This window comes from Nocardia fusca NBRC 14340 (assembly GCF_001618425.1).
Classification (GTDB): Bacteria; Actinomycetota; Actinomycetes; order Mycobacteriales; family Mycobacteriaceae; genus Nocardia; species Nocardia fusca.
Genome location: NZ_BDCU01000019.1, coordinates 1 through 23,785, shown reverse-complemented (window position 1 = coordinate 23,785; position 23,785 = coordinate 1). Strand labels below are relative to the sequence as shown.

Annotated in this window: 22 protein-coding genes and 1 tRNA gene; 19 read left to right on the top strand and 4 right to left on the bottom strand. The window is 68.0% G+C overall.

Features of this window, described 5'->3' with window-relative positions:
• Nucleotides 1-68: 68 nt before the first annotated feature.
• The 7 genes from trpC to NF4_RS12120 all read left to right on the top strand — a co-directional run bounded on the left by trpC (nt 69) and on the right by NF4_RS12120 (nt 7,593).
• Nucleotides 69-887 (top strand): indole-3-glycerol phosphate synthase TrpC, encoded by an 819-nt coding sequence (gene trpC / locus NF4_RS12150; RefSeq protein WP_063127438.1) that lies wholly within the window; start codon nt 69-71, stop codon nt 885-887.
• Complete coding sequence (gene trpB, locus NF4_RS12145) at nt 884-2,179, top strand: tryptophan synthase subunit beta (protein WP_063127437.1); 1,296 nt, start codon at nt 884-886, stop codon at nt 2,177-2,179. The genes trpC and trpB overlap by 4 nt, the downstream gene beginning before the upstream one ends.
• Nucleotides 2,176-2,976 carry a tryptophan synthase subunit alpha gene (gene trpA, locus NF4_RS12140; protein ID WP_063127436.1) on the top strand — a complete coding sequence of 267 codons (801 nt, stop codon included), beginning with the start codon at nt 2,176-2,178 and terminating at the stop codon, nt 2,974-2,976. The genes trpB and trpA overlap by 4 nt, the downstream gene beginning before the upstream one ends.
• A gap of 150 nt (nt 2,977-3,126) precedes the next feature.
• A complete protein-coding gene (gene lgt, locus NF4_RS12135; RefSeq protein ID WP_063127494.1) occupies nt 3,127-4,362 on the top strand; it encodes a prolipoprotein diacylglyceryl transferase in 1,236 nt (411 codons plus the stop codon).
• A gap of 103 nt (nt 4,363-4,465) precedes the next feature.
• Entirely contained in the window at nt 4,466-4,969 is a 504-nt protein-coding gene (locus NF4_RS12130) for a TM2 domain-containing protein (protein WP_063127435.1), read from the top strand.
• A 286-nt stretch (nt 4,970-5,255) separates the two neighbouring features.
• Complete coding sequence (gene pyk, locus NF4_RS12125; protein WP_084533072.1) at nt 5,256-6,674, top strand: pyruvate kinase; 1,419 nt, start codon at nt 5,256-5,258, stop codon at nt 6,672-6,674.
• 25 nt (nt 6,675-6,699) lie between these two features.
• Nucleotides 6,700-7,593 (top strand): acyl-CoA thioesterase, encoded by an 894-nt coding sequence (locus tag NF4_RS12120; RefSeq protein WP_063127434.1) that lies wholly within the window; start codon nt 6,700-6,702, stop codon nt 7,591-7,593.
• 19 nt (nt 7,594-7,612) lie between these two features.
• On the opposite strand, the gene NF4_RS12115 is transcribed toward NF4_RS12120, so the two are convergent.
• Both NF4_RS12115 and NF4_RS12110 read right to left on the bottom strand, forming a co-directional pair.
• On the bottom strand, nt 7,613-8,020 hold the full coding sequence (locus NF4_RS12115) for a type 1 periplasmic-binding domain-containing protein (protein ID WP_063127433.1): 408 nt from the start codon (nt 8,018-8,020) through the stop codon (nt 7,613-7,615).
• 247 nt (nt 8,021-8,267) lie between these two features.
• Nucleotides 8,268-8,897: an arsenate reductase/protein-tyrosine-phosphatase family protein gene (locus tag NF4_RS12110; protein ID WP_063127432.1), complete on the bottom strand. Its 630-nt coding sequence runs from the start codon at nt 8,895-8,897 to the stop codon at nt 8,268-8,270.
• Between the two features lie 344 nt (nt 8,898-9,241).
• Here NF4_RS12110 and NF4_RS12105 point away from each other — a divergent pair, with 344 nt between their 5' ends.
• From NF4_RS12105 to NF4_RS12095, 3 genes are read left to right on the top strand one after another with little or no spacing between them, the layout of a single operon-like run.
• Nucleotides 9,242-10,609, top strand: coding sequence for a DUF1214 domain-containing protein (locus NF4_RS12105; RefSeq protein WP_063127431.1), 1,368 nt, complete (start codon nt 9,242-9,244; stop codon nt 10,607-10,609).
• Between the two features lie 51 nt (nt 10,610-10,660).
• Nucleotides 10,661-10,969 carry a helix-turn-helix transcriptional regulator gene (locus tag NF4_RS12100; RefSeq protein ID WP_063814562.1) on the top strand — a complete coding sequence of 103 codons (309 nt, stop codon included), beginning with the start codon at nt 10,661-10,663 and terminating at the stop codon, nt 10,967-10,969.
• Nucleotides 10,966-11,634 (top strand): hypothetical protein, encoded by a 669-nt coding sequence (locus NF4_RS12095; protein WP_063127429.1) that lies wholly within the window; start codon nt 10,966-10,968, stop codon nt 11,632-11,634. Before NF4_RS12100 ends, NF4_RS12095 begins: the two co-directional genes overlap by 4 nt.
• Nucleotides 11,635-11,676: 42 nt before the next feature.
• Here the strand turns inward: NF4_RS12095 and NF4_RS12090 are convergent.
• A tRNA-Leu gene (locus NF4_RS12090) sits at nt 11,677-11,763 on the bottom strand.
• Nucleotides 11,764-11,984: 221 nt separating this feature from the next.
• Between NF4_RS12090 and NF4_RS12085 the strand changes: the two genes are divergently transcribed.
• The 8 genes from NF4_RS12085 (at nt 11,985) to NF4_RS12050 (ending at nt 22,631) form a co-directional block, all read left to right on the top strand.
• On the top strand, nt 11,985-12,581 hold the full coding sequence (locus NF4_RS12085; protein WP_063127428.1) for an ANTAR domain-containing response regulator: 597 nt from the start codon (nt 11,985-11,987) through the stop codon (nt 12,579-12,581).
• Between the two features lie 242 nt (nt 12,582-12,823).
• The gene (locus tag NF4_RS12080; RefSeq protein ID WP_084533079.1) at nt 12,824-14,014 is read left to right on the top strand and encodes a branched-chain amino acid ABC transporter substrate-binding protein; all 1,191 of its coding nucleotides are present in this window, start codon (nt 12,824-12,826) and stop codon (nt 14,012-14,014) included.
• A gap of 94 nt (nt 14,015-14,108) precedes the next feature.
• The gene (locus NF4_RS12075) at nt 14,109-15,146 is read left to right on the top strand and encodes a branched-chain amino acid ABC transporter permease (RefSeq protein WP_063127427.1); all 1,038 of its coding nucleotides are present in this window, start codon (nt 14,109-14,111) and stop codon (nt 15,144-15,146) included.
• Nucleotides 15,143-16,537 (top strand): branched-chain amino acid ABC transporter permease, encoded by a 1,395-nt coding sequence (locus NF4_RS12070; RefSeq protein WP_063127426.1) that lies wholly within the window; start codon nt 15,143-15,145, stop codon nt 16,535-16,537. Before NF4_RS12075 ends, NF4_RS12070 begins: the two co-directional genes overlap by 4 nt.
• Nucleotides 16,534-17,580 (top strand): ABC transporter ATP-binding protein, encoded by a 1,047-nt coding sequence (locus NF4_RS12065; protein WP_084533070.1) that lies wholly within the window; start codon nt 16,534-16,536, stop codon nt 17,578-17,580. Before NF4_RS12070 ends, NF4_RS12065 begins: the two co-directional genes overlap by 4 nt.
• Entirely contained in the window at nt 17,577-18,338 is a 762-nt protein-coding gene (locus NF4_RS12060) for an ABC transporter ATP-binding protein (RefSeq protein ID WP_063127425.1), read from the top strand. The genes NF4_RS12065 and NF4_RS12060 overlap by 4 nt, the downstream gene beginning before the upstream one ends.
• Before the next feature lie 343 nt (nt 18,339-18,681).
• Complete coding sequence (gene polA / locus NF4_RS12055; protein WP_063127424.1) at nt 18,682-21,423, top strand: DNA polymerase I; 2,742 nt, start codon at nt 18,682-18,684, stop codon at nt 21,421-21,423.
• 416 nt (nt 21,424-21,839) lie between these two features.
• Nucleotides 21,840-22,631: an MspA family porin gene (locus NF4_RS12050; RefSeq protein WP_063127423.1), complete on the top strand. Its 792-nt coding sequence runs from the start codon at nt 21,840-21,842 to the stop codon at nt 22,629-22,631.
• A gap of 327 nt (nt 22,632-22,958) precedes the next feature.
• On the opposite strand, the gene NF4_RS39780 is transcribed toward NF4_RS12050, so the two are convergent.
• On the bottom strand, nt 22,959-23,093 hold the full coding sequence (locus NF4_RS39780) for a hypothetical protein (protein ID WP_269749594.1): 135 nt from the start codon (nt 23,091-23,093) through the stop codon (nt 22,959-22,961).
• 255 nt (nt 23,094-23,348) lie between these two features.
• Between NF4_RS39780 and NF4_RS12045 the strand changes: the two genes are divergently transcribed.
• Nucleotides 23,349-23,785: 2-isopropylmalate synthase (locus tag NF4_RS12045; protein ID WP_030526018.1), on the top strand; the 437-nt coding region annotated here is incomplete at its 3' end.

Here is a 23,785-nt window from a genome sequence, read left to right as displayed (position 1 = left end):
GGTGAGACATCGCCTGGGGGAATCCTGCAGGCAATAACTCGCGTCTCCCCAGAAAGGATTCGAGCCAGATGACGGTACTCGACTCGATTCTCGACGGGGTCCGCTCGGATGTAGCCGCTCGGGAAGCGGTGCTGGACTTCCCGGCAGTGAAGGCAGCGGCCGCCGCCGCGGCCCCGCCGCTCGACGCGAAGGCCGCCCTTCTCGAAGACGGTATCGGCGTGATCGCCGAGGTCAAGCGGGCCAGCCCTTCCAAGGGGGCACTCGCCGAGATCACCGATCCGGCGAGTCTCGCCAAAGCCTACGAGGACGGTGGCGCACGCGTGATCAGCGTGCTCACCGAGGGCCGCCGGTTCCACGGATCGCTGGACGATCTGGACGCGGTCCGGGCGACGGTGAACATTCCGGTGCTGCGCAAGGATTTCGTGGTCGGCCCGTACCAGATCCACGAGGCCCGCGCCCACGGCGCCGATGTGATCCTGCTGATCGTCGCGGCGCTGGAGCAGGACACGCTGGCCTCGCTCATCGACCGCACCGAATCGCTCGGGATGACCGCGCTGGTCGAGGTGCACACCGAGGAGGAGGCCGATCGGGCGCTCACCGCGGGCGCCACGGTCATCGGTGTCAACGCCCGGAACCTGAAAACTCTCGAGGTCGATCGGGACTGCTTCTCCCGGATCGCCCCGGGCCTGCCCACCGAGGTCATCCGGATCGCCGAATCCGGGGTCCGCGGCACCGCCGATCTGCTCGCCTACGCCGGTGCCGGCGCGGACGCGGTACTGGTCGGCGAGGGGCTGGTCACCAGTGGTGACCCGCGCGCGGCGGTATCCGAACTGGTCACCGCGGGCACGCATCCGTCCTGCCCCAAACCGGCCCGGCGGGGGCGATGATGGCCGCGGGCGGCCCCTCGTCCACCAGCGCTCCGCTGCCCGCCGCCAGCCGGGGAGTGGCCCAGCGCAGCGAGCACGAACCCGATGAGGGCGGCCATTTCGGCGTCTACGGTGGCCGGCATGTGCCCGAGGCGCTGATGGCGGTGATCGAGGAGGTCACCGCCGAATACGACAAGGCGCGGCTGGACCCGGACTTCCTCGCCGAACTGGACCGGCTGCAGCGCGACTACACCGGCCGTCCGTCACCGGTCTTCGAATGCGTGAACCTGGCCGAGCATGCCGGGGGCGCGCGGATCCTGCTCAAACGCGAGGACCTGAACCACACCGGGTCGCACAAGATCAACAATGTGCTGGGCCAGGCGCTGCTCGCCAAGCGGATGGGCAAGACCCGGATCATCGCCGAAACGGGCGCCGGGCAGCACGGTGTCGCCACCGCCACCGCGTGCGCGCTGCTGGGCCTGGAATGCATCGTCTACATGGGCGCCGTGGATACCGCGCGGCAGGCGCTCAACGTGGCACGGATGCGGTTGCTCGGTGCCGAGGTCGTCTCGGTGACGCAGGGCTCGCAGACGCTCAAGGACGCGATCAACGAGGCGCTGCGCGACTGGGTCACCAATGCCGACGACACCTACTACTGCTTCGGCACCGCCGCCGGACCCCACCCCTTCCCGGTGATGGTCCGCGACTTCCAGCGCGTCGTCGGACTGGAGGCCCGCGCGCAGGTCCAGAGTCTGACCGGGCGCCTACCCGATGCGGTGACCGCCTGCGTGGGCGGCGGCTCCAACGCCATCGGAATCTTCCACCCCTTCATCGACGACCCCGGCGTCCGCCTGATCGGATACGAGGCGGCCGGTGACGGTGTGGAGACCGGACGGCACGCGGCCACTTTCGCCGGTGGTTCCCCGGGTGCGTTCCAGGGCGCCTACTCGTACCTGCTGCAGGACGAGGACGGCCAGACCATCGACTCGCATTCCATCTCCGCCGGGCTGGACTATCCCGGGGTCGGCCCGGAGCACGCTTTCCTGAAGGATATCGGCCGCGCCGAGTATCGCCCGATCACCGATACCGCCGCGATGGACGCCCTGCTGCTGCTGAGCCGCGCCGAGGGCATCATCCCGGCCATCGAATCGGCGCACGCCGTCGCCGGATCGCTCGAACTCGGCCGGGAACTCGGCGAGGGCGCGATCATCCTGGTGAACCTGTCCGGGCGTGGTGACAAGGATATGGATACCGCCGCCCGCTGGTTCGGGCTTCTCGACGATCCGGACACCGGCAAGGAGAACGGTCAGTGAGTTCCGATTCCCGACTCGGCCCCACCTTCGCCGCCTGCCGGGCCGAAAACCGGGCCGCGCTCATCGGATATCTGCCCGCGGGTTACCCGGATCTCGAGGGATCGCGCCGGGTCGTGCGTGCGATGGTCGAATCCGGTTGCGATATCGTCGAAGTCGGCGTCGCCTACTCCGATCCGGTGATGGACGGGCCCACCATCCAGGCGGCGGCCGATCAGGCGCTGCGCGGCGGGGTCCGGGTGCGCGATGTGTTCTCCGTGGTCGAGGCCGTGACGAGTGCGGGTGCGCAAGCCGTGGTGATGACCTACTGGAACCCGGTGCTCAAATACGGTGTGGACCGTTTCGCCCGTGATCTGGCCGCGGCCGGCGGTGCCGGGCTGATCACCCCGAACCTGATACCGGAGGAGGCCGGCGACTGGTTCGCCGCCTCCGAGGCCCATCACCTCGACCGGATCTTCCTGGTCGCCCCGTCCTCCACCGAGGAGCGTCTGGCGTCCACCCTCGAGGCCAGCTCCGGTTTCGTCTACGCCGCGTCGACCATGGGTGTCACCGGCACCCGGGACGCCGTCTCGACCATGGCGCCCGCCCTGTGTGCCCGGATCCGCGAGCACAGCGAGATCCCGATCGGTGTGGGCCTGGGCGTGCGCTCCGGCGCGCAGGCCGCCGAGATCGCCGCCTACGCCGACGGCGTGATCGTCGGGTCCGCCCTCGTATCGGCGGCCGCGCAGGGCCTGGACGCGGTCCGCGCCCTGACCGGCGAGCTGGCCGGCGGGGTCCGCGCGGCGACTGTCGCGTCCTGATCGGCGTGCTGCCCGTGACACACGGGTGGAGCCCGTACTTGCCTGGATAATCGGCTCGACTACGGTTGCCCCGTGACCGTTATCGCCGCACCGGATACCGTCGCGACCGCCGGAACCCCCGGCGGCGCCGTCCCGCACGCCGCCGATCTACTGGCCTACCTCCCCAGTCCGCCGCAGGGCGTCTGGGAGATCGGGCCGTTCCCGCTGCGGGCGTACGCGATCTGCATCATCATCGGGATCATCGTCGCCATCTGGTGGGGCGAGAAACGCTGGCAGGCCCGCGGTGGCGAAGCCGGCACCGTGCTGGATGTGGCGGTCTTCGCCGTCCCGTTCGGGCTCGTCGGCGGACGCCTCTACCACGTCGCCACCGACTGGCAGAAGTACTTCGGCGCCGACGGCAACCCGATGGATGCGCTGAAGATCTACCAGGGCGGGCTCGGTATCTGGGGCGCGGTCTTCTTCGGCGCCATCGGCGCCTGGATCGCCTGCCGCATCTACAAGATCCCGCTGCCCGCGCTCGGCGACGCCGTCGCCCCGCCGATTCTGCTGGCGCAGGCCATCGGGCGGCTCGGCAACTACTTCAACCAGGAGCTCTACGGCCGGGAAACCGATCTGCCGTGGGGTCTGGAGATCTATCTCCGGTTCGACGATTCCGGCCGGCTCGACATGATGAACGGTGTCTCCTCCGGCGAAGTGCATTCGATCGTGCACCCCACGTTCCTCTACGAGCTGATCTGGAACGTGCTGGTGGTGGTCGCGCTGGTGTTGATCGACCGTCGTTTCCGGATCGGCCACGGACGGCTGTTCGCCCTGTACGTGGCCGGTTACTGCTTCGGCCGGTTCTTCGTCGAACTCATGCGTGACGACGAGGCCACGCAGATCGCGGGTATCCGGATCAACTCGTTCACCTCCGGTCTCGTGTTCCTCGCCGCGGTCGCCTATGTCCTGTTCGCGACCAAGGGGCGCGAAACGCCCGAGCAGCTGCGCCCGGACGCGGCCCCCCGGCCGTGGCCGTGGCAGCTGGGCGCATTGCGGGCGGCGGGGGCCGCCGGCGCGGCGGGTTCGGTGGCGACGGCAGCGGGCCTCGCCGACGAGGCGGTCGAGGACACCGCCGGTGACGCGGCCGAGCACACCGGAAAGGACGAGGCCGAGGACACCGGAACCGCCGGTGCCGCATCGTCATCCGAGCCTGTGACAGGAAAGGAAGCTTCCGGCGACTCCGAGGCGAGCGAATCGGGCACCGCGGACTCCGATGTGGCGGAGGCGAAGCCGGGTTCCGGCTCGGCCGGGGCGGAATCGGCGGCGGCCGCGTCCGAGCCATCCGATGATTCCGTGCCGGATAAGGACGGCGAAGCCGCCGAATCCGCTGCCCCGCGAGGCAAATAGGACTCCGTTCGGCGGTCGGTGCGGGCGTCTGGCAGCATCTTGTCGGAGGGGAGGCGACATCAGGTTGTCTTCCGCTGCCGGGGGCACCGACCAAGGAGGAACGATGACCGATCCGTACCAGCAGGGTGGGCCACAGTACGGCCCACCCGGAACCGGGCCGGACCTGAGCAAATCGCCCGGTGCGCCGGGCTACCCGTCGCAGCCGCAACCGCAGCCCTACCAGTCCTATCCGTCCCAGCCGCAGCCGTACCCGCCCCAGGGCCAGTACGGGGCGCCTCCCGGCTACGGCCAGCCGCCGGCCGGCTACGGCCCCCCGATGGGCCCCGGCGGGTACAACCCGATGGACCCCGAGGCGCCCTACGGCCGGGATATGAACGGTGTGCCGTACTCGGACAAGCAGAAACTGACCGCCGGCCTGCTGCAGATCTTCCTGGGCGCGTTCGGTGCGGGACGGTTCTACATCGGCGATACCGGTATCGCCATCGCCCAGATCGCGGTCACCTGGCTCACCTGCGGTTTGGGTGGGATCTGGCCGCTCATCGACGGCATCATGATGCTCACCGGCAGTGTGCAGGACCCGCAGGGACGGCCCCTGCGCGAGAACTGACCCGCCACACACTGTCCACAGACCCCCGGCGCCGCCGGGGGTCTGTTCCGTTTCCCGGGCGGCCCGCGCGTCGCTGCGCGGCCGCCGTCCGCGCCCCGGTTGCGGTCCGCTGACATGCCGATTCCGTATGCCGTAGCGTGGAGTTCACCATTGTGTAGCTATGCAGTGAATTTCGTATGGCAGAGTTAGCTTCGCAGGTCTACCCCTGATTCGCCGTATGCACCGGTCCGGCGGATCGCCCGGGGGCGGACGGAGCGGGACAACTCGGCAGGATTAGGCTCGACACGTGATGCGACGGACGAAGATTGTGTGCACCCTCGGCCCGGCCACTGCCACCGAGGAACGTATTCGAGAGCTCGTCGAGAGTGGTATGGATGTCGCCCGGCTCAATTTCAGCCACGGCGAGCACTCCGACCACGCCGAAAACTACAAGAAGGTGCGGCAGGCCTGCGACGATCTCGGCCGCGCCGTCGGCATACTCGCCGATTTGCAAGGCCCCAAAATTCGACTGGGTCGTTTCGCCGAGGACCGGACGATCTGGGCGACCGGTGAGACCGTGCGTATCACCGTCGACGATATCGTCGGCAGCCACGACCGCGTCTCCACCACCTACAAACAGCTCGCCGCCGACGCCAAATCCGGCGACCGGCTGCTGGTCGACGACGGCAAGGTCGGGCTCGAGGTGATCCGCGTCGAGGGCAACGACGTGGTCTGCGAAGTGACCGAGGGCGGCCCGGTCAGCAACAACAAAGGTGTTTCGCTGCCGGGTATGGATGTTTCGGTGCCCGCGCTCTCCGAGAAGGACATCGAGGATCTGGAATTCGCGCTCAACCTGGGTGTGGATTTCATCGCGCTGTCGTTCGTACGGTCCCCCTCGGATATCGAACTCGTCCACGATGTGATGGACCGGGTCGGCCGCCGGGTGCCGGTGATCGGCAAATTGGAGAAGCCCGAGGCCATCGACAACCTCGAGGCCGTGGTCCTGGCGTTCGACGCGGTCATGGTGGCCCGTGGCGATCTGGGTGTGGAACTGCCGCTCGAGCAGGTGCCGATCGTGCAGAAGCGGGCGATCCAGATGGCGCGTGAGAACGCCAAGCCGGTCATCGTGGCCACCCAGATGCTCGAATCGATGATCGAGAACTCCCGGCCCACCCGCGCGGAGGCCTCGGATGTGGCGAACGCGGTGCTCGACGGCGCCGACGCGGTCATGCTGTCGGGGGAGACCTCGGTCGGTAAGTACCCGATCGAAACCGTGCGCACCATGGCCCGCATCGTGCACGCGGTGGAGACCGAATCCACCAGCGTCCCGCCGCTCACCCACACCCCGCGGACCAAACGCGGGGTGATCTCCTACGCGGCCCGCGATATCGGGGAACGTCTCAACGCCAAGGCCCTGGTGGCATTCACCCAGTCCGGTGACACGGTCCGCCGGCTGGCCCGGCTGCACACGCCGCTGCCGCTGCTGGCGTTCACCCCCCTTCCGGAAGTGCGCAGTCAGCTGGCACTGACCTGGGGTACCGAAACCTTCATCGTGCCCACCGTGGACAGCACCGATGCCATGATCAAACAGGTCGATCAGGCGCTGCTGAGCATGAACCGTTACCGCAAGGGCGACCTCGTGGTCATCGTCGCGGGCTCCCCTCCCGGTACCGTCGGTTCCACCAACCTGATCCATGTGCACCGCATCGGCGAGGAGGACCACTGATGACCGAGGATCGCGGAGCCGCCCGGTGAGCGCGCCGGTCGGCGACACCGAGACGGACAATCACACCGATCTCGACACCCTGCTGGAACTGCTGGACCTCGACGAGGTGTCCGAGGACGTCTTCCTCGGACACCATCCGGAGAAGGTGTCCAGCCGGACCTTCGGCGGCCAGCTCGTCTCCCAGGCGGTGATCGCGGCGGGCCGGACCGCCGGACATCGTCCGATCCACGTGCTGAACGCTCATTTCGTGCGCGGCGGCGATGTGAAGAAGCCGATCGAGTACCACGTTGAGCGGCACCGTGACGGGCGGGCATTCGCCAACCGCACGGTCACCGCCACCCAGGACGGCCAGGAACTGTTCGTCATGCTGGCCTCGTTCCAGGAGTGGGGCAAGGGCCTCGAGCACGCGCACGAGCGGCCCGAGGTGCCGGACCCGGAGACCCTGCCGCGGATCCAGGAGAGCTTCGCCGGATTCGAGGACAAACTCGAGATGTTCGTGAACGCCCCGCATCCGATCGATATGCGGTACACGAACGATCCGGCCTGGATTCTCAAGGGGACCGGGGAGAAGCTCAATCACAACCGGGTATGGATGCGCGCCGACGGCACCCTGCCCGACGATCCGCTGATCCATGTCGCGGCACTGAGCTATTCCTCCGATACCACCGTGCTCGATTCGATCATCACCACGCACGGTCTGTCGTGGGGTCTGGACCGGATCGTGGCCGCCACGGTGAACCATTCCATCTGGTTCCACCGGCCGTTCCGTTTCGACGACTGGGCGCTGTACTCCACCGAGTCCCCGGTCGCCGCGGGATCGCGTGGCCTGGCCACCGGCCGGTTCTACTCGCGGGCGGGCGAGCTGCTGGCCACCACCGTGCAGGAAGGCGTGATCCGGCACTTCCCGGCCCGCCGCTGAGCAGACGCGCACTGCCGGATCAGAGTCGCTCCGGCAACAGCGGCTCCCAGCCGAGATCGGTGCGCTGTTCGGCACTGAAGGTGAACGGTGCGCCGGGGCCGTGTGCGTCCAGGCCGCGGAGCAGCCGGTGTTCGAGGGCGGCGAGATAGTCGTCGGTGAGTTCGGCCGGATCGCCCGCCAGGCTCAGCGCGATCTCGAATGTCGCGTGCCCCTGCGGCTGCGCCCCCGGATTCGCGGTGCGCCAGCGGTTGTCGAACTCACGGTGCCGGGAATCGTCCTCGGCGACGGGCAGGGTGCAACGCCACGCGCAGATATCACCGTCGCCCAGATGCTCGTCCAGTTCCGTTCTGACGGTGTCGACGAGATCGTCCAGGATTTCCGGGGTCACATAAACATGAAGCGAAACATCCGAAATGCGTTTCGGCATGCCTGATTCCTGTCGTGTGTCGAACCTGCAACGGGATCGGATTCTTCGGATCGATGGTCCGGATGGCGAGTGTAGTGCCCGGAACGTGGAAAGTCAGGTTGCCCGTTGGTATTCGCGGCCGTCCGGGGCGTCGGCGGTCCGGACGCGGGTCCGCAGGGCCCGGCCTGCCGCTGCCCGGCGGGAAATAGGCGGGGCGCCTCCGGCGGTGGACCGCGCGCCGGTCAGGCCGGTGTTCGGGCTCGAGTCGTCATGCGTACCAGCCGGTATGCTGGGCCGCGACCAGGGGCGAGAGCCGCGGCGTGGCAGCATTCGGCTGCACCACCAGCGGCGGCCGGCCCCAGTGCTGATCCCCGGGCGTGGCGGCGGGGGCCAGGGCCACCAGCAGCGGCACCAGCGCATCGGCGATCCGGTCACCGACCTCGCAGTACGCCTTGGCCGACAGGCCCACCGGGTCGGCGATGTTCTCCCGCCCCACCCGGGACAGATTGTGCCGGTGGCGATGCAGATCGGCCACGGTGCGGGCACCGGTGACGCGGGCGATCCGGTAGGCCTCCAGCAGCGTGAAGGTCCGTGAGTTCGAGCCGACCGCCGTTTCGCCCACCTCGTCGCGAATGTTCTCGGTCATGGTAAGGACGATATCCGCGCGATCGATATGCTCGGGCCTGAGTTTGCGAGCACGGAAACCGCCGGGATCCCCACCGAGCCCGGTGATGGCCTCGGCCGCCCGCGGTTCCACCGGAAATCCCACCAGGGCCCGGGTGCCGGCACTCTCGGCGGTGATGCCGGTGAGCCGGTATTCGACCGCGATGGAACGGGTGAGCCGTTCGGCGATCACCGAGCGGCACACGTTTCCATTGCAGACGAACAGGATGTGCATAGCGGCAACGGTAATTCGCGCTGCCTGCGCCGAGCGCCGGTCTCTGTGCAATATCACAGCGCTCCGGGTGTCAATTCATCTGCGTGTAGCGTGCCGTACATAAATCCGGCCCGATTTTTCCCCGCGGTACGAAAAATGTTTCCGTGAAGACCGTGCCGTTCTCTCCGGTGGGTTCCGTGCGGTCCGCCTGCGGAGCTCGAATCCCGATGTGATCCCGCCCGGATGCCCGGCGGGTTTCTGCGGTCGGTTCACCCGGTCCGGGTGAACCGGGGCACACGAGCTGAGGCGTACGGTCGCCTCAGTATGCCCGGAGAACCCGTCAAGCGAGGGGAAGGTGGCTGCTCATGGCCGGTTCTGTGAGTTTCGCGGGACCGACGGTGACCCCGGAATACGCGCGGACGGTGGCGCGGACGGCGTATCTGTGGGGCTGGCCGCTGGTGAACATGCACAACCGACGCGTCGCGATGAACCAGCTCGCCGAACCCGGGCTGCTGGCCGGGATCGTGCCCGCCGGTCCGCCCGGCACGCTGAACATGCTGGGCGATTACCTCCGGCCCGAGGAACGGCTCGTCGCGTGCCCGGATCAGGACGTGGTCCACGGGTTCGGGGTATTGGACGGGCGGCTGGAGCCCTCGGTGGTGCAGGTGCCCGAATTCGGTGACCGGTTCTGGGTGTATCAGGCGGTGGATCAGCGCACCGATTCGTTCGCCCGGCTCGGTGCCGTGTACCGGACCGCGCCCGGGTTCTATCTGCTCGCGCACGACTCGTGGACAGGCTCGGTACCCGCCGGGATCACCGGCGTCTTCCGCTACGACACCCGCTGCGGGGCGGTGATCCCCCGGGTCTTCCTCGACGACACCGCGCGCGACCGTGCGGTGATCGCGCCGCTGGTGGACCGGATCACCATGTATCCGCTGTCGGAGTTCGACGGCAGTGTGCGGATCGCCGACCGCTCGTCGACGCCCTCCTTCGGCGCGGGTTCCGCGACCCGCGGCCGGCATGAGCGGCAGTGGGTGGATCCGGAACAGTTCTTCTGCGTACTCGGTGAGGTGCTCGACGAGGTGCCGGCGCGGCCGGGTGAGCAGGCCCTGTACGCGCGGTTGCGCGCGGTGCTCGCCGCGGCCGCGCACGACCGCGAGATCGCGGAGGTGCTGCGGCAGGCGGCGGTCGACACCGATGCGGCGGTGGGGGAGTTGTTCGAGTTCCGCAATATCGGAATCCCGGTGGCCCGGCACTGGACCACCCGGCACAACGGGGCTGCGTTCGGGACCGACTATCTCTCCCGGACCGCGATGGCGAAAGCGAACATCTTCGCCGGCACCCCGGACGAAACCGCCTGCTACTACCAGGATCTCGACGACGCGGGCGACCGCCTGTACGGTGCCCGCACCTACACGGTGCACTTTCCCGCCGGGCAGTTGCCGCCGGTCCGGGGGTTCTGGTCGCTGACGATCTACAACAGCCGGCATCTCTTCCATTCCAACGAACTGGACCGGTACTCGCTGGGGACCAGGAATCGGGACCTCGCCTACGGTGACGACGGATCACTCACCCTCACCGTCGGTGGTGCCGGCCCCAGCGATCCGATACAGCTCGCCAATTGGCTGCCCGCGCCCGATGACGAATTCTCGCTCGTCCTGCGCGCCTACTGGCCCGAATCCGGCATTCTCGACGGCAGCTGGGCGCCTCCCGCGGTCACGCCACGGGTCTGACCGCGCTTTCCGTCCGCGTCAGGTCTTCTACTACCTATGTAGACTACGGGCGTGCGAAAGACCCATGCGCTGGTCGGAGTGGCCGTGGCGCTGCTGGCCGAACCGGATGCACGGCACTGGGGTTACGACCTCGGTCGGCGGTCCGGCATACGGTCCGGGGTGCTCTATCCGATACTCGCCAGAATGCTGCGCGAGGGCTGGCTGACCGACGGCTGGGAAGATCCGGCGACCCGCACCGAGCGGCGCCCGCCGCGTCGCTACTACGAGCTGACCGAACACGGAAAACTGGAACTGGCCGCCACGGTGCGCGCGGCGCGCGCCGACCGCCGATTCTCCGCACTCGACCTGGGGTGGACATGACGACACTGCTGGAAATCGTGGCCTCATGGCAGAGCCTCGCCGCCTTCCTGGTCGCGGTGGCGACCTTCGGGTTCTTCCCGGGCTTCCTGCTCCGGCTCCTGGTGCGCCTCTATCCCCCCGGCGACCCCCGGCGGCACGAACTGCCCGCCGAGCTGTACGCGGTGCCGCGGCTCGTACGCCCGTTCTGGGTCGCCGAACAATTCGAAACCGTGCTGTACGAGGGCACCGGGCTCCGATATCGCGCCCGGCGGACCCGGGCGCTGGCCAAACGCCTCGCCGCCGACGGGCTCACCGCGCTGGACCACGAGGCCCGGCGCGCGATCGACGACGCCCGTGCGTGCGACGACGACATGGTGTTCGTCGAACTCGGAGCGACCACCCTGATAGCGCAGCGCGTGGGTGATCTGCGGCGGCGGAAACCGCGCTGGGTATCGGAATGGCTGCGGGGCGCCGTGCGGCAGGCGACATCGTCCCCGCGACGGCGCCGATACATCCGGGAGCTGCGATTCCGGATGACCGCACGGATCGGCCCGCCGGTGTCGTTCATCGGAGAAGTCGCGGGAGAACGGACGCCCGGGGACCTGCTCCCGGAGGATCCGGACGCGGTGCGGGCGGGAATGGGCCTCGGAGTGCGGGCAGCCGCGGACTCACCGCGGACTATGTGAGACGGAGGAGAATGGGCCGGGTGCGGAAATACCGTCCGACCTTGGTGCCGAGTGTGGGACTCGAACCCACACGTCCTTTCGGACAACGGTTTTTGAGACCGTCGCGTCTGCCAGTTCCGCCAACTCGGCGCACCGGGTGCACATAGTATCCGCTGCTTGCCCGGAACACCCAATCGCGGGGCCCGCGATAGCGCCGGATCCCGGTTACGCAGGGTATATGCACCGCCGATCACTGTGAAAGGTAGTCTCTACACCACCCGATCGCGTGACGGCGGATCGACGGCCGTACCTCGGCCGAGATCCGTCGTCCGTGCTCTCGGGACGAGGCATCGGAACCAGAGGGGTCGTTTATGAGCACTAGTGCGGACGCCGCGGCGAAACGCGTGGTCGTCGCCGAAGACGAGGCGTTGATCCGGATGGATCTGGTCGAGATGCTGACCGAAGAGGGATACCAGGTGGTGGGGGAGGCCGGGGACGGTCAGCAGGCGGTGGACCTCGCGGTGGAGCACCGGCCGGATCTGGTGATCATGGATGTGAAGATGCCGCGCCGGGATGGGATCGATGCCGCGGCCGAGATCGCCTCCAAACGTGTTGCGCCCGTGGTCATCCTGACCGCGTTCAGTCAGCGTGACCTGGTGGAGCGGGCCCGCGACGCCGGTGCCATGGCCTATCTCGTGAAGCCGTTCACCAAATCCGATCTGGTTCCGGCGATCGAACTGGCGGCCAGTCGCTTCCACGAGATCACCGCGCTGGAGAGCGAGGTCGCGGGTCTGTCCGAGCGGTTGGAGACACGCAAACTCGTCGAGCGGGCCAAGGGTGTGCTCATGCAGACGCAGGGGCTCAGTGAACCGCAGGCCTTCAAATGGATCCAGCGCACCGCGATGGACCGCCGCACCACGATGAAGGCGGTGGCCGAGGTGGTTCTGGAGAATCTCGCCCCGCAGTAGCCCCCGCGGTGGGCGTACCGGCCGTAACAGCCCGGAAACACAAACCGGAAAATAACATGCGGCGACATCATCGGAGATGATCCGAATGTGACACGGGATCAACATGCCGGAGCTATGTTTCTCACGAGTCGGAGTCTTCGGCTCCCTCGGCCGGCCGAGGTTGATGAGGAACATAGGGGTAGATCGTGCTCGGTTCGATATGGCTGTCGGGTGCCCCCCGGCGCGGACGCACGGTACGCGGAATACTGAGTGTCGGGGCTGCCGCCGTGCTGGTCCTGACCGGTTGCGGTGACAAGACCACCGAAAACACGGAGACGTCGGGAGCGGGGGGACTGTCCATCCAGCCGCTGATGCAGATCGACTCGGCGGGTAAGGAAGTACCGGCCGCCGATACCGGCGCCGCGGCCGATCCGGCCGGTAACGGGCAGGCGACCTGCCCACCGACCACCACCATTGCCATGGCCGGCGCGCTGACCGGCCCCGACGCGGCGCTGGGCATCAATATTGTCAACGGTGTGAAACTGGCGCTGGACCAGCACAACAAGGCGAATCCGGGCTGCCAGATCAAGCTGAAGGAATACGACACCGAGGGCGATCCGCAGAAGGCCAGCCAGGTGATCCCGCAGATCGTGAACGATCCGTCGGTGATCGGCGTGGTCGGTCCCGCGTTCTCCGGCGAGACCAAGGCCACCGGTCAGATCCTCAGCGACGCCGGGCTGGTCGCGGTCTCTTCCTCGGCCACCAATGCCACGCTGACGAAGAACGGCTGGAAGACCTTCTTCCGCGGTCTCGCCAATGACGACGTGCAGGGACCGTCGGTGGCGAAATACCTGGTCGGCACGGCCGGCTACAAGAAGGTGTGCGTGGTCCAGGACAACACCGATTACGGTGTGGGCCTGGCCCAGAGCATTACCGCCGGCCTGGGCGCGGCCGCCGATCCGGCCTGCGCGGCCAGTATCAAGAAGGGCGACAAGGACTTCTCCGCCACCGTCACCAAGATCTCCGGTGCCCGGCCGGACGCGGTCTTCTACTCCGGGTACTACGCCGAGGCGGCACCGCTGGTGCAGCAGTTGCGGTCCGGCGGGGTGGACGCGACCTTCGTCGCCGCCGACGGTACCAACGATCCCCAGTTCGTCTCTCAGGCGGGCGGTTCGTCGGAGGGCGCGCTGCTGTCGTGCCCGTGTGGCCCCGGGCCGGACGAGTTCTCCCAGGCCTACGAGGAACTGAACGGCCAGGCACCGGGCGTGTACTCGGTGGAGGGCTACGACCTCACCACCATCCTCGCGGCCGGTATCGATGCCGGCAAACTCACCCGCCCCGACCTGCTCGAGTTCGTCCGCGGGTACAGCGGGGACGGCCTGGCCCGGCACTACCAGTGGAATGCCGACGGCGAACTGTCCTCCGCGCTGATCTGGGTCTACAAGGTCGGATAACGGTCGGCGGGCGGTACGCGCACCGGCGCTCGCCGGGGGCGCGTACCGCGCGCTGCTCGGGTGAGGGTCCGATGACGATGAGGGCGGATTTCGAATGACAGCATCCTTGCCGGCCGCCGCGGCCGTTCTCGCGCAGGGATCGATCGACTTCAACTACCAGGGTGTTATCGATCAGTTCTGGCGGCTCACGGTCGACGGTTTGTCCTACGGTGCGATATATGCGCTGGTAGCGGTGGGGTACACCCTGGTCTACGGGGTACTCCGGTTGATCAATTTCGCGCATTCCGAAGTGTTCATGCTCGGGATGTTCGGGCAGTACGTGGGCCTGATGCTGCTGGGGTTCGCGCCCAGCGGCAACGTCTACAGCCAGGGCGTGATCCTCACGGTGACCTATATGGGCCTGGCGATGCTCTTCGGGATGGCGGTGTCGGGTGCGGCCGCGGTCGGATTGGAGCGCGCGGCCTATCGGCCGCTGCGCCGCCGCGGCGCCAAACCGTTGACCTTCCTGATCACCGCGATCGGTATGTCGTTCGTACTCCAGGAGTTCGTGCACTTCGTGCTGCCGAAGCTGTGGCCGGACCTGGGTGGTACCAATGCGCAGCAGCCGATCATGCTGGTCGAACCCACGGTGCAGTTCACCATCGGCGGCGCCGAGGTCACCAATGTGACGCTGGTGATCGTGGTGTCGGCGGTGACACTGGCGCTCCTGGCCGAGGTGCTCATCAATCGCACCCGGTTCGGGCGCGGTATCCGCGCGGTGGCCCAGGACCCCGATACGGCCACGTTGATGGGGGTTTCGCGGGAACGGGTCATCATGTTGACGTTCCTCATCGGCGGCCTGCTGGCCGGCGCCGCCGCGATGCTGTACGTGATGAAGATTCCCAACGCCATCATCTTCTCCGGCGGGTTCGTGCTCGGCATCAAGGCGTTCAGCGCCGCGGTACTCGGCGGTATCGGGAACCTGCGCGGCGCTCTGCTCGGTGGTCTGCTGCTCGGCCTGGTGGAGAACTACGGCCAGATGCTGTTCGGTACCGAATGGCGGGATGTGGTGGCGTTCGTGGTGCTGGTGCTGGTGTTGTTCTTCCGGCCCACCGGCATTCTCGGTGAAAGTCTCGGGAGGGCCCGCACATGAGCACGGTGCAGATCGAGAAGGCCGCCGGACACGGTCTGGGCGATGAGATCCGCGGCTGGTGGGCCGGGCTGAGCCGCCCGGCGCAATGGGCGGTGGGTATCCCCGCCCTCGCGGTGCTGGCGCTGCTGCCGCTGTTCCCGCCGCCGCTGCTGGACACCCCGGGGACCAGTTTCGGCGGGGTCATGGCGCAGTTCGCCATGTATGCCTTGATCGCCATCGGCCTGAACGTGGTGGTCGGCCAGGCCGGGCTGCTGGATCTCGGGTATGTCGGCTTCTACGCGGTCGGTGCCTATACCGTCGGCCTGCTGACCAGTCCGAACAGTCCCTGGAACCAGACCGACGGCGGCTGGTTGCACTCCGATTGGGGGTGGCTGGCCTGCGTTCCACTGGCCATCCTGGTGACCGCGGTGTCCGGGCTGATCCTCGGTTCGCCGACGCTGCGGCTGCGCGGGGACTATCTGGCCATCGTGACCCTCGGCTTCGGTGAGATCGTCCGCCTGCTCGCCGACAACCTGGGCGAACTCACCAACGGCAGCCTGGGTCTGTCCGGCATCGCCTATCCGCATATCGGCGAATCGGAAGCCCGGCCCAACGGGGTGTTCTCGGCCGGCAACGTCGGCGATCCGGCCAGTTCCGACCTGATCGACCGCGCCAACTCCGGGACCTGGTGGTACTGGGTCGGCATGCTCGCCGTGGTGGCGGTGCTGCTGCTGGTCGGCAACCTGGAACGCAGCCGGGTCGGCCGGGCGTGGGTGGCCATTCGCGAGGACGAGGACGCCGCGGAGATCATGGGTGTGCCCACATTCAAGTTCAAGCTGTGGGCGTTCATGATCGGCGCCGGGATCGGTGGCCTGTCCGGTGCCCTGTTCGCCGGGCAGGTGCAGTTCATCAACCCGACCGGGTTCAACATAATCAACTCGATGCTGTTCCTGTGCGCGGTGGTGATCGGCGGCCAGGGCAACAAACTCGGGGTGATCGTGGGGGCCTTCCTGGTGGTGTACCTGCCGAACCGGTTGATGTCGGTGGAGATCACCGACGACGAGACCACCGGATACGTCCAGCTCGCGGTCGCGATCGTGGTGGTCGCGGCGCTGGCGGTGGGCTGGCGGCTGCGGGCCCGGAATCTGATCGGCCCGTGGCGCTGGGTGTACCTCGCGGCCACTGTCCTGGCGGCGGTGTACGCGGTGCTGCTGCTGAGCAGCGTGCTCATGTTCTATTCCGGCGGTGCGCAGAGTCTCGGTGACCTCAAATATCTGTACTTCGGAATCGCACTGGTGGTGATGATGATCCTGCGACCCCAGGGCCTGTTCCCGGTCCGGCAGAAACTGCTCGCCTACGGCCGGCAGATAGTGCGGGCAGTCCGCCGGCCCGCCGCGGAGGTGACGTCGTGACCGGACCGAACGCGGGTGACGCGCTGTTCGACAACGAGGATCTGGCCGCCGGATACGCGGCCGACCGCCCGGTCGAATCGGCCGGCGAGGTCGATGTGGCCGCCGTCGATCCGGCGCTGGCCGACGCGGCGACGGTGGCCGAGGTGGTCGCCGCGCACCGGGAGATCCGCACCGAGGTCGGGGCGCCGCTGCTGCGTACCGAGAACCTCACCGTGAAGTTCGGCGGGCTCACTGCTCTCGAGGCGGTGAGTTTCGAGATCCGGCGCGGCGAGATCCTGGGTCTCATCGGCCCCAACGGCGCCGGGAAGACGACCTGTTTCAACGCGATCACCGGGGTGTACCGGCCCGCGGCGGGCGTGGTGTACTTCGACGGGAAACCGCTCACCAAGAGCAAACGCAACGCGATCACCCGGCTCGGGATCGCCCGGACCTTCCAGAACGTGCGGCTCTTCGGTGAGATGACCGCGCTGGAGAACGTGGTGGTGGGCACCGACGCCCGGCACCGGACCTCGGTGCCGGGGGCGATCCTGCGGACGCGGCGGCATCGCCGGGAGGAACGCGACGCGATCGAACGCGGGATGGCACTGCTGGAGTTCGTGGGGATCGCACCGCGCGCGGTGGAGAAGGCCCGCAACCTCTCCTACGGCGATCAGCGGCGCCTCGAGATCGCGCGGGCGCTGGCGACCGAACCGAAGCTGCTGTGCCTGGACGAACCGGCCGCCGGGTTCAATCCGAGCGAGAAATCCGCGCTCATGGACCTGATCCGCAAGATCCGCGACGACGGGTTCACCGTGCTGCTGATCGAGCACGATATGCGGCTGGTGATGGGGGTCACCGACCGGATCGTGGTGCTGGAGTTCGGGCGCAAGATCGCCGACGGCCTGCCCGAGCAGATCCGTACCGATCCCGCGGTCATCGCCGCCTACCTGGGCGTACCGGACGAGGAGCTGACCTCGGCGGATCTCGCGGCGTCCACGGCGGCGCTGCGCGCGGAGCAGGACGCGGCGAGTGACGCCGGGCACGGATCGGAGGAGCGGGGATGACCACGGCACCGGACCAGTTCGTGAAGGACACCGGCACCGAGCCGCTGCTCGAGGTCACCGATATGGTCGTCGGCTATGGCAGGATCCAAGCCCTGCACGGTATTTCGCTGCGGGTCGCACCGGGGGAGCTGGTCACCCTGCTGGGCGCGAACGGCGCCGGGAAGACCACCACCATGCGCGCCCTGTCGGGGCTGCTGCCGTTGACCCGCGGGCAGATCCGGTTCGAGGGCGGCGATATCAGCCGGTTGAAGGCGCACGAGCGGGTGATCGCCGGGCTGGTGCAGGCGCCCGAGGGCCGGGGTGTGTTCCCGGGGATGACCGTGCAGGAGAACCTCGATATGGGCTGCTACGCCCGGCCCTTCGCGAAGAAGACCGAGTACGCGGCCGCTCTGGAGCAGGTCTTCGAACTGTTCCCGCGGCTGCTGGAGCGGCGCAAACAGGCCGGCGGCACGCTCTCGGGCGGGGAGCAGCAGATGCTCGCCATCGGGCGGGCGCTGATGGCCCGGCCGCGGCTGCTGTTGCTGGACGAACCATCCATGGGCCTGGCGCCGATGGTGATCCAGCAGATCTTCCGGATCATCGCCGAGATCAACGCCACCGGCACCACCGTGCTGCTGGTGGAGCAGAACGCCCGGCAGGCGCTGGCCCGCAGTGATCGCGCCTACATCGTGGAAACCGGGAAGATCACCAAGTCCGGGCGCGGCCGCGAGCTGCTCGACGATCCCGCGGTGCAGGCCGCCTACCTGGGGGTCGGCTGAGGCCGGCCACCGGCTTCCGGGCGCACTCGCCGGCCACCGCCGCCGGAGGCGCGCCGGACCGGGGGTGTCGGCCGGGGCGGCGCTGCTGCCGGGGTGATGTCGACGGAGGCGAGCCGGGACCGGGCGGCGTCAGCGGACCGGTCCGATCCGGGGTAGGTGTCGGCTCGAGTCGACCCGTTGGTAGGTGGCGTCAGCGGTGCCGGCCTGGTACGGAGCGGTGTCGGCTCGAGCCGATCCGGTAGTAGGCGGCGTCGGCGGAGCCTGTCCGATCCGTGGCGGCGGCCGCGGCCGACCCGGTACGGGTGTGGGCGGGTGTCGGTGGGGGTCCCTAGACTCTCGGGGTGTGACCTCACCGACCACTGCGCAGCCGACGACCTCCGCCTCCGCCGCCCCGGGTTCCTCGGGAGATCGGCCCACGCTGCTGCTACTGGACGGGCATTCGCTGGCCTACCGGGCGTTCTTCGCGCTGCCCGCGGAGAATTTCCAGACGGTCACCGGGCAGACCACCAATGCGGTGTACGGGTTCACCGCCATGCTCATCAATCTGCTGCGCGACGAGAAACCGACCCATGTGGCCGCCGCCTTCGACGTCTCCCGGCAGACCTTCCGGGTGGAGGCATACCCGGAGTACAAGGCCAATCGGTCGGCGACTCCCGACGAATTCCGCGGGCAGGTCGAACTCACCAAAGAGGTTCTGGGCGCGCTCGGTATCCCGGTGATGGCGATCGAGGGTTACGAGGCCGACGACATCATCGCCACGCTCACCACCCAGGCCGTTCCGCAGGGATACCGGGTGCTGGTGGTCACCGGCGACCGTGACTCGATCCAGCTGGTCTGTGACGACGTGACGGTGCTGTATCCCCGGAAAGGGGTCTCCGATCTCACCCGGTTCACCCCGGAGGAGGTCGAGAAGAAATACGGTCTCACCCCGGCGCAGTACCCGGATTACGCGGCACTGCGCGGGGACCCCAGCGACAACCTCCCCGGTATCCCGGGCGTGGGGGAGAAGACGGCCGCCAAATGGATCCGGGAGTACGGGGATCTGAACACACTCGTCGACAAGGTGGACGAGGTCCGCGGCAAGGTCGGTGATTCGCTGCGCGCCAATCTGAGCAGTGTGGTGCTCAACCGGCAGCTCACCGAGATGGTGCGCGACGTCCCGCTGCCCTACACCCCCGATCAGCTGGCCCAGGGAGCCTGGAACCGGGAGCGGATCCACCAGCTGTTCGACGATCTGGAATTCCGGGTACTGCGCGACCGGCTCTTCGAAACCCTGGCCCCGCCCACCGTGGAGGCCGAATCGGGTTTCGAGATCAGCGGGCGCACGCTGGAGCCCGGCAGCGTCGCGGACTGGCTCGCCGAGCACGCGAAATCCGGTGCCCGGCACGGTATTTCGTTGTCCGGTACCAGTACTCCGGCGGCCGGTGACGTGCGAGCGCTCGCCATCGCCGCCGCGGACGGCGAATCCGGCTATATCGATATCACCGCCCTCACCGCCGAGGACGAGTCGGCGCTCGGTGCCTGGCTCACCGATACGACGCATCGCAAGGCCCTGCACGAGGCCAAGGGGGCGTTGCACGCGTTGCGCGGTCGCGGCTGGACGCTGGGCGGTCTGAGCAGCGATACCGCGCTGGCCGCCTATCTGGTCCGGCCGGGGCAGCGCAGCTTCAACCTCGACGATCTGTCGCTGCGGTACCTGCACCGGGAACTACGTACCGAAACCGAGGCCGCGCCGCAGCTCTCCCTGCTGGACGCCGAGGACTCGGTCGACGCCGAACTCGCGCAGAACGAGATGCTGCGGGCCCGCGCGGTCGCCGATCTGGCCGACGCCCTGGACGAAGAACTCGCCAAGATCGAATCCACACCGCTGCTCGACGAGATGGAACTGCCACTGCTCGGGGTGCTCGCCGAACTCGAGGACGCCGGTATCGCCGTCGACACCGATCAGCTCGGCGAATTGCAGCGGCAGTTCGCGGACAAGGTCGCCGAGGCCGCGAACGCCGCCTACGACGTGATCGGCAAGCAGATCAATCTCGGGTCCCCGAAACAGCTGCAGGTGGTGCTGTTCGACGAACTCGATATGCCCAAGACCAAGCGCACCAAGACCGGTTACACCACCGACGCGGACGCGCTGGAATCGCTCTACGAGAAGACCGAACATCCCTTCCTGCAGCATCTGCTCGCCCACCGCGATGCCACCCGCCTCAAGGTCACCGTGGACGGCCTGCTGAAATCCGTGGCCGACGACGGCCGGATCCATACCACCTTCAACCAGACCATCGCCGCCACCGGGCGGCTGTCGTCCACCGAGCCCAATCTGCAGAACATTCCCATCCGCACCGATACGGGCCGGATGATCCGCGACACCTTCGTGGTAGGGCCGGGCTACGAATCGCTGATGACCGCCGACTACAGCCAGATCGAGATGCGGATCATGGCCCATCTCTCCGGGGACGAGGGCCTGATCGAAGCCTTCAACTCCGGCGAGGATCTGCACAGTTTCGTCGCCTCCAAGGCGTTCGACATCCCGATCTCCGAGGTGTCCCCGGAGGTGCGCCGCCGGATCAAGGCCATGTCGTACGGCCTTGCCTACGGCCTGAGCTCCTACGGTCTGTCCGCCCAGCTGAAGATCAGCACCCAGGAGGCGAAGGAGCAGATGGACATCTACTTCGCCCGGTTCGGCGGTATCCGCGACTATCTGCACGCCGTGGTGGAGCAGGCCCGCAAGGTGGGCTACACGCAGACCCTCTTCGGCCGCCGCCGCTACCTGCCCGACCTCGACCACAGCAACCGCCAGCGCCGCGAGGCCGCCGAGCGGATGGCGCTCAACGCCCCGATCCAGGGCACCGCCGCCGATATCATCAAGGTCGCGATGATCAATGTGCACAGCGCGCTGGCCGAGTCCGGGCTGCGGTCGCGGATGCTGCTGCAGATCCACGACGAACTCGTCTTCGAGGTCGCGCCGGGTGAGCGGGAACAGTTGCAGGAGCTGGCCCGGGAGCAGATGGCCTCGGCCATCGAACTCTCTGTCCCGCTCAGTGTTTCGGTCGGCGTCGGGCGCAGCTGGGACGCGGCGGCGCACTGAGCCGCGCGGCGGCAGCGGTCCGTAGCGCCCGCCCGGACGGATGATCGTGAGCGGGCCCGGACCGTGCCGTGCTGTCCGGCGCGGACAGAAGTCGTGGCCGATTCCTACCGCGAGTTTCTACCGCGAGGCGCCGCCCGCCCGCGCCGATCCGCGTTCCGGAATCGGATGGACGGCGATTGTGCGCCGATCAGTGGAGTATTCGGCGCGTGGCCTGTGCCCGGTACCGGGCTCAGCTGTTTATGATGCTCCGCGAGTACTGTTTCCCGACTCATCGGCGAATCTCGGGTGCGGTACGGATATTGCTTCCGGGGTAATCGCCTGGAAATCGGGTTCGCCTGCGCGATCCGGATTTCGTGACAGTCGGCGGTGTCCGAGTTCGTGTGAATTTTCGATCCGAACATGAGGACTGGAGCACGATGAACCGCAAGTATTCATCCATTGTGGCCACGCTCGCCGCGGTGATATCGGCCGCCACCGGCGCTGTCTCCACTGTAGATACCGCGGCGCGAGCAGCGCCGGGGGAAATCACTTCCGGTGGGCTGCGCGTGGTGGCGTCCGCGAATTCCAGTACTTCCGAGCCGTCCGGTGACACGGCGATGGGGGTGCCCTTCGCGCACACGGTCAAGGTATCCGGCGACTTCTCGGTCGCCGCCGATGGCGGCTCACCACTGCGCGGCGGTGAAATCGTCGCCGGCTATCTGCTCGGCTGCGCCGTCGATATAGCCAACGGCATCTCGGTCGGTATCTCGCCGAGTGTCGCTGTCGCCACTGAGGTCGCACCTGAGGTGGGTGTCGATTTCGGGGTCGATCTCGGCCTCGGGGCGGTCGAACCGCCTCCGGTCGAACAAGGCCCCGAGGCGGACGAACCGCCTACGGTCGATCCCGGCCTCGACGTGGTAGCGCCACCCGAGGTAGGCGTCAGCGCCGGTGTCGGTGCTGCCCTGGCACAGGCCTTCGGCGTCGAGAACGGTCTCGCCGGCGAGCTCGCGGTCAACTTGGCACCCGGCACGGTGACTACGGCCGTGATCGGCGCGACGGAACTCGACGAGGAGTCGACCTTCCCGTACACCTTCGCGCACAGCAATACCCCGTTGGAGGTCAACGGCTGTCTGTCCCCGGCCTCGGCCATGCCGTTCGTCACCGTGCGTGCCGATACCGCCGGTGGCACCGTGCAGACGACGGGTTACGGCACCTCGTTCATATTCTGAGCGGGCCCGGCCGCCATGCCCACAGCCGGTGCCCTCGGGTGCTGCCCGCGCTCGAAGCGTGTCCCGGGACGCGGCGCGGCGAGTGACGAAGGTCACTCGTGCCCTGGTGGCCGTCGAACGCGTGCCGCCCGGGCCGCATGCGATGACGGTGTGCCGTGCCTGTCGTCCGGCACTGCGAGGCCGGGTCGGCGGGCCGCGGGGCGAAGGGAAGATTCGGGGGTCCGGATCATGAAGCATTCGAATCCGCGTCGAGAAGAGCCGATTTGCGGTCGACGAGTCGCGGCGATGTACGGCCCGGCGGCGGGCGGGGCTCCCGTTCGGCGTGGCTCACTCGGGCTTGCGCCGGCGGCGCGGCGTCTGTTCGGCCACCGGTACTCGGCGGCGCCTTTCGGGTTGCCTGCCGGTGACCAGGGAGAACAGTACGCGGCGGTAGGCGAAACGGCGCGCGAATATGGTTGCCATCTTCCCGGGGAGTCTTTATTCTCGACTCCGTGCAAATTCCTGCCGCCGGCCTGTGCGCCGCGCCGATGTTCGCAGATCGCGACGGTGCGGTGCTCCTCTCGCGTACCGCGGAGTCGGCTCGTCGGCTACTTGCCGTAGTAGTAACCCGCCGTAGCGGGGTCTGATTCGGACCGGCCCCCTCGCTGCGGGCCCCCTTTCTCTGCTTTTGCTGGTCCCCCAAACCTGCCGACCATCTCTGGGAAGACCTACGTGCTCATGACCACACTGACTCTGGAAAACGACGCCCTGACCACGGCCGCCCCGCGCAGCCTGCGTACCGAATGCGCGGAACTGACGGCCGATCAATTCCACGACCGCTACGGCGAATGCGCCGGCCCGATCCGGCTCGCGGGCTGGTCGTCCACCGGTGCGCGCGGCGGCGCCTTCACGGCGACCCTCGAATTCGCGGGCTGGTCCCGTTCGGTCGTGGCGGCGGGCAGCCCTATCGCCGCCATGACCTCGGCACTCTACGAAGCCGGCTACCCCGTCGAGATCCTGCGGTTCCATCAGCGTCGCACGGCGGCGGGCACCGCGACCTTCGTGCAATGTGAAAGCGACGGTCGCCGCGGCTGGGGCGCTGCCCTCGCCGCCGACGGCGCGGAATCCTCGGTGCGGGCGATGATCGCCAGCGTGAACCGCCTGGGGGCGCTGCG

Bases quoted from the DNA above. Each gene is read 5' to 3' on its own strand.
- NF4_RS12070 (WP_063127426.1), top strand. From the start codon at position 15,143: ATGAGCACGGTGCAGATCGAGAAGGCCGCCGGACACGGTCTGGGCGAT.
- NF4_RS12075 (WP_063127427.1), top strand. From the start codon at position 14,109: ATGACAGCATCCTTGCCGGCCGCCGCGGCCGTTCTCGCGCAGGGATCG.
- trpC (WP_063127438.1), top strand. From the start codon at position 69: ATGACGGTACTCGACTCGATTCTCGACGGGGTCCGCTCGGATGTAGCC.
- NF4_RS12115 (WP_063127433.1), bottom strand. From the start codon at position 8,020: ATGCCGAAACGCATTTCGGATGTTTCGCTTCATGTTTATGTGACCCCG.
- NF4_RS12060 (WP_063127425.1), top strand. From the start codon at position 17,577: ATGACCACGGCACCGGACCAGTTCGTGAAGGACACCGGCACCGAGCCG.
- trpB (WP_063127437.1), top strand. From the start codon at position 884: ATGATGGCCGCGGGCGGCCCCTCGTCCACCAGCGCTCCGCTGCCCGCC.
- NF4_RS12085 (WP_063127428.1), top strand. From the start codon at position 11,985: ATGAGCACTAGTGCGGACGCCGCGGCGAAACGCGTGGTCGTCGCCGAA.
- NF4_RS39780 (WP_269749594.1), bottom strand. From the start codon at position 23,093: ATGGCAACCATATTCGCGCGCCGTTTCGCCTACCGCCGCGTACTGTTC.
- NF4_RS12095 (WP_063127429.1), top strand. From the start codon at position 10,966: ATGACGACACTGCTGGAAATCGTGGCCTCATGGCAGAGCCTCGCCGCC.
- NF4_RS12130 (WP_063127435.1), top strand. From the start codon at position 4,466: ATGACCGATCCGTACCAGCAGGGTGGGCCACAGTACGGCCCACCCGGA.
- NF4_RS12050 (WP_063127423.1), top strand. From the start codon at position 21,840: ATGAACCGCAAGTATTCATCCATTGTGGCCACGCTCGCCGCGGTGATA.
- NF4_RS12110 (WP_063127432.1), bottom strand. From the start codon at position 8,897: ATGCACATCCTGTTCGTCTGCAATGGAAACGTGTGCCGCTCGGTGATC.
- NF4_RS12105 (WP_063127431.1), top strand. From the start codon at position 9,242: ATGGCCGGTTCTGTGAGTTTCGCGGGACCGACGGTGACCCCGGAATAC.